Here is a 6842-nt window from a genome sequence, read left to right as displayed (position 1 = left end):
GGGCGACAACGTGTCGTTCACGGTTGAGCTGATCGCGCCGATTGCGATGGAAAACGGTCTGCGCTTTGCGATCCGCGAAGGCGGCCGCACCGTCGGCGCAGGCGTCGTGTCGAAGATCATCGACTAAACATAAACCGGTTCGATGTGGGGCAGGGTGACCTGCTCCACCTCTCAACGAAAGGATAAGACCATGGCAGTCGCCAGTCAGAACATCCGCATTCGGCTCAAGGCCTTCGATTACCGCGTGCTGGATGCGTCCACACAGGAAATCGTGAACACAGCCAAGCGCACAGGCGCTTCGGTTCGTGGCCCGATACCGATGCCGAACAAAATCGAGAAATTCACGGTTCTCCGTGGTCCGCACGTCGACAAGAAGTCGCGCGACCAGTTCGAGATCCGTACGCACAAGCGTCTTCTCGACATCGTTGACCCCACACCACAGACCGTGGACGCGCTGATGAAGCTCGACCTCGCCGCTGGTGTGGACGTTCAAATTTCGGTCTAAGGAGGGCTTCATTATGCTGCGCTCTGGTGTGATCGCAAAGAAAGTCGGCATGACCCGGCTGTTCATGGACGACGGTAAGCAGATCCCTGTGACCGTTCTCCAACTCGACAAACTTCAGGTCGTCGCAAAGCGCACGGCCGAGACGGATGGCTATTCTGCTGTTCAGCTCGGTGCGGGCACTGCGAAGGCCAAGCGGACGTCTCAGGCGATGCGCGGACACTTCTCCGCTGCAAAGGTCGAGCCAAAGCGGAAGATCGCGGAATTCCGGGTTGATCCGGAAAACCTGATCGACGTGGGCGAAGAGATCACTGCAAACCATTACTTTGAAGGTCAGTTCGTTGACGTGTCCGGCACGTCGGTGGGTAAGGGCTTTCAGGGTGCCATGAAGCGTTGGAACTTTGGCGGTCTGCGTGCGTCGCACGGCGTATCCGTCAGCCACCGCAGCCACGGTTCGACCGGTCAGTGTCAGGATCCCGGCCGTGTCTTCAAGGGCAAGAAAATGGCTGGTCACATGGGTTCTGCCCGCGTGACGACGCAAAACCTCCAGGTTGTCCGCACGGACGCCGACCGTGGCCTGATCATGGTCAAGGGCGCCGTTCCCGGATCGAAGGGTGGTTGGGTGACGATCAAGGATGCGGTGAAGAAGCCGGTTCCGGAGAACGTCATTCTTCCAGCTGCGTTGAAGTCTGCCGCTGAAGAAGCTGAAAAAGCCGCCGCAGAAGCCGCAGCAGCCGCTGCCGCAGAAGCAGAAGCCGCAGCCGCTGAAGCCGCTGCAGCCGAGCAGGCCGCAATGGAAGCTGCGGAAGCAGAAGACGCGAAGGCCGATGTAGTTGCGGAGGCCGAAGCGGCTGAAGCAGAGAAGAAGGACGGTGAGTGATATGAAACTCGACGTGATCAAACTGGACGGCAAGAAAGCCGGGTCGGTCGATCTTGGCGACGAGATCTTCGGTCTCGAGCCTCGTGCCGACATCCTGCACCGCATGGTCCGCTGGCAGCGCAACAACGCGCAAGCCGGGACCCACAAGGTCAAAACACGGTCGGAAACAAGCTATTCCACCAAGAAAATCTATCGCCAGAAGGGCACCGGCGGCGCACGTCACGGGTCCCGGAATGCTCCGATTTTCCGCGGTGGTGGTATCTACAAAGGTCCGACCCCACGCAGCCACGGCCACGAGCTGACAAAGAAGTTCCGCAAGCTTGGTCTCAAGCATGCGCTGTCTTCGAAAGCGGCAACCGGCAATCTGGTCATCCTGGATGAGGCGTCCGCGAAGGACACCAAGACAGGTGCATTGGCCAAGCAGGTCAAGGCACTTGGCTGGAAGCGCGTTCTGATCATCGACGCGACTGTGGACGAAAACTTCGCAGTTGCGACACGCAACATCGACACCATCGATGTGCTGCCGACGATGGGCGCGAATGTCTATGATATCCTGAAAAGTGACACTCTGGTGATCACGAAAGCAGGGATCGAAGCGTTGGAGGCTCGACTGAAATGAGTGCGAAGACCGAACATTACGATGTCGTGCGCAAGCCGATCATCACTGAGAAAACAACAATGGCGTCTGAAAACGGTGCCGTCGTTTTCGAGGTAGCGATCGACGCGAACAAACCGCAGATCAAAGAGGCTGTAGAAGGTCTGTTTGGTGTCAAGGTGAAGGCCGTGAACACGACCATCACCAAAGGCAAGGTCAAGCGGTTCCGCGGCCAACTGGGCAAGCGCAAAGACGTCAAGAAAGCCTATGTGACGCTTGAAGAAGGCAACACAATCGACGTGACGACTGGCCTCTAAGTCAGCCGTACGGCTTGGAAATGAAGGGGCTCCGCCACGTGGCGGAGCCCTTTTTCATTCTGGCCAGCGGGCTATTCCATAGATGCGTGTCTCGGTGGTGCCTGCGGTATTGTTGGTGAGCCGAATGTAGTGGCCACGGCCGGTGATGCCTTCGTGTTTGCCGGTGCCGCCGACGAAATGCCATGTGCCTGCGCTGCCGCCCTGACCTACTTCATCAAGGCTCCAAGATTGCAGGACTTTGCCCCCTTCGGGGTCGGTGAAAACACAGTTCCCATGGCCGCTTGGAACGCCGCGCAAGATGGTGGCGCTGCCAAAGCAGCGACCGGTCATGCCTTCAAGAGGTGTGCCTTCAAGGTTCTCGAAGTCTTCGAACTGGGAGCGGGAGTCGGTTACCATAAGATCGCCTGACAGGGGCTCGAAGAATTGCTCGGTCTTGCCGTAGCCGATAATTTCGACATCAAATTCCTGAGCGATGGCTGCAGGGGTAACGAGGGTCAAGGCAAGGGCTGCGGCGATCAGTTTCATGGGTGCTCCAAAATGGCTTCAAGAAATCCTGACGTCACTAGACGGGCTGGGAGCAATGCGGGCAAGTGAATTCACCGTGAGAAGCCGCGCAACGTTCGGTGGTCGAGGGGTGGTGCAGCGCGGGGAATGGTTAACGTCAACGTTTTAAGGGAAATGCGCGGTTTCGGGACGTCGGTATGACGTCGGTACTACGTCGGTGCCACGTCGGTGCGTGTTGTGGTGGGAGTTTGGGTCGTGGCTAGATGTGGTGAGGGCGATAAGGAGTGTTGAGAGGGGGTTAAGGGAGCGGGCGGGGCTTGACGAGGTGAAATCGGAGCGTGACAGCGCATCAAGAATGACCGTTGGGTCGAATTATCAAGAACTTCGAAGCGGCGACGACGCGCGATTTTTGGTCGTTGGCACGGCGCATTATTTGAAACAGTAAGGGGCAATCTCTGCTTTTTGGTCGCCATTAGTAGACAATTAGGGCTTTAACTGAGCCATTCTTTGCCGAAATCGACTGTGACGGTCCTTCTCGTCGTCGTTTGCCAAATTATTGTGCATTAATCTGAGTTACCTAAGGTAAACTGCCCGCAGAGTTCGCATTTCAATGCGAGTCGCCGTCTTCTTTCGACGGATATATTCTGTTTTTGTGGGGGCAAAAATATGAGAGTTTTTAGTACAATCTGCGCGGCCGCTTTGGTCACGATAGGCGCAGCGGCAGCCGCCAACGCGGCCACATTTAAAATCGACTTCGACGGGGCTTCCGGTGATGGCGGAACTGTCATCAACGAGCAAGGTGACAAGTCCTATGTCGTTGGCGGTTATATTATGGAACCGGTCAATATCCAGGGCGGACTGTGCGCCGACGGAAAGTGCACGATTGAGACAACTCAGACCGTTGAGCCTACGCTGTATCGCGAAGATCAGGAAAACTTCGACCTGTTCAGCTTCTATTTCCTGAATACAGGAAACGGGGCAATCGGTGATGAGCAGGAAGGAAGTCCAACGAACTTCGTGACGTTGGATCTCTACGCCTCATTTGATGACGCTTCGCCAGCTGATGGGCTGTCGTTCTTCTTTGGAAATCTGCAAACATTCGCAGATGTAAGAGAATGGGGTCTTGATATCGTCTATTTCGATGGCGAGGGATCGGATCCGGGCAACGAGGCGGAGTGCTTTGAAGCGATAATCTGCAAGAACTACGGCTATATCATCAGCCTGAATGATTTGGGTCTGGACATCGGCAAGGCCGTCTGGTCCGCCGCAGGCGACGCAAACGCGCGTCTAGATGACCTTGTCGTTAGCCAGATCCCACTGCCGGCAGCTGTATGGTTGCTTCTGGGTGGTCTCGGCGGGCTTGCAGCGATGCGCCGCCGTCGTTCATAGCGAACTCGCGCTAGTGGTGTGAGTCAGTTTGGGCTGTTCCTTTCTGGCTTGGCTGGTAGAGAACCTCGGATACCCACCTCGGGTTCTCTGCCAGACATTTCAAGCCAGACTCAACGCGTGCGATCGGGTGGGCTGCGCGGTTCTTGAATGGATTGTGTGCGTCTGACGGTCCGGGCACTTTCTGGCTTTTTGCAGATGGGTCGACGGCTGGCACCGTGAATGGCCAAGCGGCGGGTCTTTAGCGTCAGGAAAACGCCGACCTGACCCCTTGCCACCCACCCCCATCCCCGCTAGAAGCCCCCTCAACACCCGCCCCGGATTCGTCCGGGGTGGTTTTCTTTGGGGAAACCCAATTCTAGCCGGGGACCTTCGGGGCCCTTTAAACTGAAAAGCCGGGAACACCCGGCACGAAGCAAACGGAAGACAGAAAGCATGGCACTTAAGTCGTATAAGCCGACGACGCCGGGCCAGCGAGGGCTGGTGCTGATCGACCGTTCGGAGCTTTGGAAAGGTCGCCCTGTAAAGGCCCTCACTGAGGGACTTACAAAGAATGGCGGACGGAACAATACCGGACGGATCACGATGCGTCGCAAGGGTGGGGGCGCAAAGCGTCTTTACCGCATTGTAGATTTCAAGCGGAACAAGCTTGATGTAGCTGCTACGGTTGAGCGGATCGAATATGACCCGAACCGGACCGCCTTTATCGCACTGATCACGTACGATGACGGCGAGCAGACTTATATCATTGCACCTCAGCGTTTGGCCGTTGGCGACAAGGTCGTAGCGGGCGCCAAGGTTGACGTGAAGCCGGGCAACGCGATGCCGTTCTCGGGCATGCCAATCGGCACAATCGTCCACAACATCGAGATGAAGCCGGGCAAGGGCGGGCAGATCGCCCGTGCGGCTGGTACATACGCTCAGTTTGTTGGTCGTGACGGTGGTTACGCACAGATTCGCCTCTCGTCGGGGGAGCTTCGTCTCGTCCGTCAGGAGTGCATGGCCTCTGTGGGTGCCGTGTCGAACCCCGACAACAGCAACCAGAACCTCGGTAAAGCCGGTCGCAACCGTCACAAGGGCATCCGCCCGTCTGTGCGTGGCGTCGTGATGAACCCGGTCGATCACCCGCATGGTGGTGGTGAGGGTCGTACGTCCGGTGGACGTCACCCGGTATCGCCGTGGGGCAAGCCGACAAAGGGTGCGCGCACCCGGAACAAGAACAAGGCGTCGTCGAAACTTATCCTGCGTTCGCGTCACGCCAAGAAGAAGGGCCGTTAAGATATGAGCCGTTCAGTATGGAAAGGCCCTTTTGTAGACAGCTATGTCTTGAAAAAGGCCGAAAAGTCTCGCGAGTCGGGCCGTAACGAAGTGATCAAGATCTGGTCCCGTCGTTCGACGATCCTGCCGCAATTCGTTGGTTTGACCTTTGGTGTCTACAATGGCCACAAGCACATCCCGGTAAACGTTTCCGAGGAAATGATTGGTCAGAAGTTTGGTGAGTATTCGCCAACACGCACCTACTACGGTCACGCCGCTGATAAAAAAGCGAAGAGGAAATAAGTCATGGGCAAGGAAAAGAATCCACGCCGCGTGGCGGACAACGAAGCGATGGCAAAGACGCGCATGCTGCGTACAAGCCCGCAGAAGTTGAACCTCGTGGCTGCGATGATCCGCGGCAAGAAGGTCGAGAAGGCGCTGTCCGATCTGACGTTCTCGAAGAAGCGGATTTCGGACGATGTGAAGAAGTGTCTTCAGTCGGCCATCGCTAACGCTGAAAACAACCACAACCTTGATGTGGACGAACTGGTCGTCGCCGAGGCTTACGTCGGCAAGAACCTGACGATGAAGCGTGGACGTCCGCGTGCGCGTGGTCGTTTCGGTCGCATCGTCAAGCCGTTCTCGGAACTGACGATCAAGGTCCGCCAAGTTGAGGAGCAAGCATAATGGGTCATAAAGTAAACCCGATCGGTATGCGGCTTCAGGTCAACCGGACCTGGGACAGCCGTTGGTACGCCGACACGAAGGACTATGGTGATCTTCTGCTGGAAGACATCAAAATCCGTGACTTCATCAAGGAAGAGTGCAAGCAGGCCGGCATCAGCCGCGTAATCATCGAGCGTCCGCACAAGAAGTGCCGCGTGACGATCCACACAGCCCGTCCGGGTGTGATCATCGGCAAGAAAGGTGCGGACATCGAAGGTCTGCGTCGCAAGATCGCCGCGATCACCGACAGCGAATTGCATCTCAACATCGTTGAAGTCCGCAAGCCCGAGCTGGACGCCGCCCTGGTGGCCGAAAGCATCGCGCAGCAGCTTGAGCGCCGTGTGTCGTTCCGTCGCGCCATGAAGCGCTCGGTTCAAAACGCAATGCGTATGGGTTCGCTTGGTATTCGTGTGAACGTTGCGGGTCGTCTCGGCGGCGCGGAAATCGCACGGACGGAATGGTACCGCGAAGGTCGCGTGCCGCTCCACACTCTGCGCGCTGACATCGACTATGCTCTGGCAGAAGCAAAGACCGCCTATGGTATCATCGGCATCAAGGTCTGGATCTTCAAAGGCGAAATCATGGAGCACGATCCCGCTGCTCGTGACCGTCGTCAGCAAGAGCTTCAGGATGGTCCTGCACCGCGTGGTGCTGGCGGCCGTCGGAATTAAGGAG

At 57.1% G+C, this 6842-nt stretch carries 11 protein-coding genes; 10 read left to right on the top strand and 1 reads right to left on the bottom strand.

Annotated features, from left to right (window positions below; all coding sequences use genetic code 11):
- From BOA8489_RS17680 to BOA8489_RS17660, 5 genes are all read left to right on the top strand, one after another.
- Positions 1-127: EF-Tu C-terminal domain-related protein (locus BOA8489_RS17680; RefSeq protein ID WP_503092228.1), on the top strand; the 127-nt coding region annotated here is incomplete at its 5' end.
- 63 nt (positions 128-190) lie between these two features.
- Complete coding sequence (gene rpsJ, locus BOA8489_RS17675) at positions 191-505, top strand: 30S ribosomal protein S10 (RefSeq protein WP_093975634.1); 315 nt, start codon at positions 191-193, stop codon at positions 503-505.
- 13 nt (positions 506-518) lie between these two features.
- On the top strand, positions 519-1382 hold the full coding sequence (gene rplC, locus BOA8489_RS17670) for a 50S ribosomal protein L3 (protein ID WP_093975633.1): 864 nt from the start codon (positions 519-521) through the stop codon (positions 1380-1382).
- Between the two features lies 1 nt (position 1383).
- On the top strand, positions 1384-2001 hold the full coding sequence (rplD, locus tag BOA8489_RS17665; RefSeq protein WP_093975632.1) for a 50S ribosomal protein L4: 618 nt from the start codon (positions 1384-1386) through the stop codon (positions 1999-2001).
- Positions 1998-2294, top strand: coding sequence for a 50S ribosomal protein L23 (locus BOA8489_RS17660; RefSeq protein ID WP_093975631.1), 297 nt, complete (start codon positions 1998-2000; stop codon positions 2292-2294). Before rplD ends, BOA8489_RS17660 begins: the two co-directional genes overlap by 4 nt.
- 54 nt (positions 2295-2348) lie before the next feature.
- Here BOA8489_RS17660 and BOA8489_RS17655 read toward each other — a convergent pair whose 3' ends face one another.
- Positions 2349-2819 (bottom strand): hypothetical protein, encoded by a 471-nt coding sequence (locus BOA8489_RS17655; RefSeq protein WP_093975630.1) that lies wholly within the window; start codon positions 2817-2819, stop codon positions 2349-2351.
- Positions 2820-3464: 645 nt separating this feature from the next.
- Between BOA8489_RS17655 and BOA8489_RS17650 the strand changes: the two genes are divergently transcribed.
- The 5 genes from BOA8489_RS17650 to rpsC all read left to right on the top strand — a co-directional run bounded on the left by BOA8489_RS17650 (position 3465) and on the right by rpsC (position 6838).
- Entirely contained in the window at positions 3465-4187 is a 723-nt protein-coding gene (locus BOA8489_RS17650) for a VPLPA-CTERM sorting domain-containing protein (RefSeq protein ID WP_093975629.1), read from the top strand.
- A gap of 432 nt (positions 4188-4619) precedes the next feature.
- Positions 4620-5462 carry a 50S ribosomal protein L2 gene (gene rplB / locus BOA8489_RS17645; protein ID WP_093975628.1) on the top strand — a complete coding sequence of 281 codons (843 nt, stop codon included), beginning with the start codon at positions 4620-4622 and terminating at the stop codon, positions 5460-5462.
- 3 nt (positions 5463-5465) lie between these two features.
- On the top strand, positions 5466-5744 hold the full coding sequence (rpsS, locus tag BOA8489_RS17640) for a 30S ribosomal protein S19 (RefSeq protein ID WP_093975627.1): 279 nt from the start codon (positions 5466-5468) through the stop codon (positions 5742-5744).
- Positions 5745-5747: 3 nt separating this feature from the next.
- Positions 5748-6128, top strand: coding sequence for a 50S ribosomal protein L22 (gene rplV / locus BOA8489_RS17635; RefSeq protein ID WP_093975626.1), 381 nt, complete (start codon positions 5748-5750; stop codon positions 6126-6128).
- Complete coding sequence (rpsC, locus tag BOA8489_RS17630; RefSeq protein ID WP_093975625.1) at positions 6128-6838, top strand: 30S ribosomal protein S3; 711 nt, start codon at positions 6128-6130, stop codon at positions 6836-6838. The genes rplV and rpsC overlap by 1 nt, the downstream gene beginning before the upstream one ends.
- Positions 6839-6842: the final 4 nt, after the last annotated feature.

Origin of the sequence: Boseongicola aestuarii (assembly GCF_900184815.1) — a bacterium.
Classification (GTDB): domain Bacteria; phylum Pseudomonadota; class Alphaproteobacteria; order Rhodobacterales; family Rhodobacteraceae; genus Boseongicola; species Boseongicola aestuarii.
Note: the sequence above shows the minus strand (reverse complement) of the source record. Positions and strands in the feature narration are given on the sequence as shown.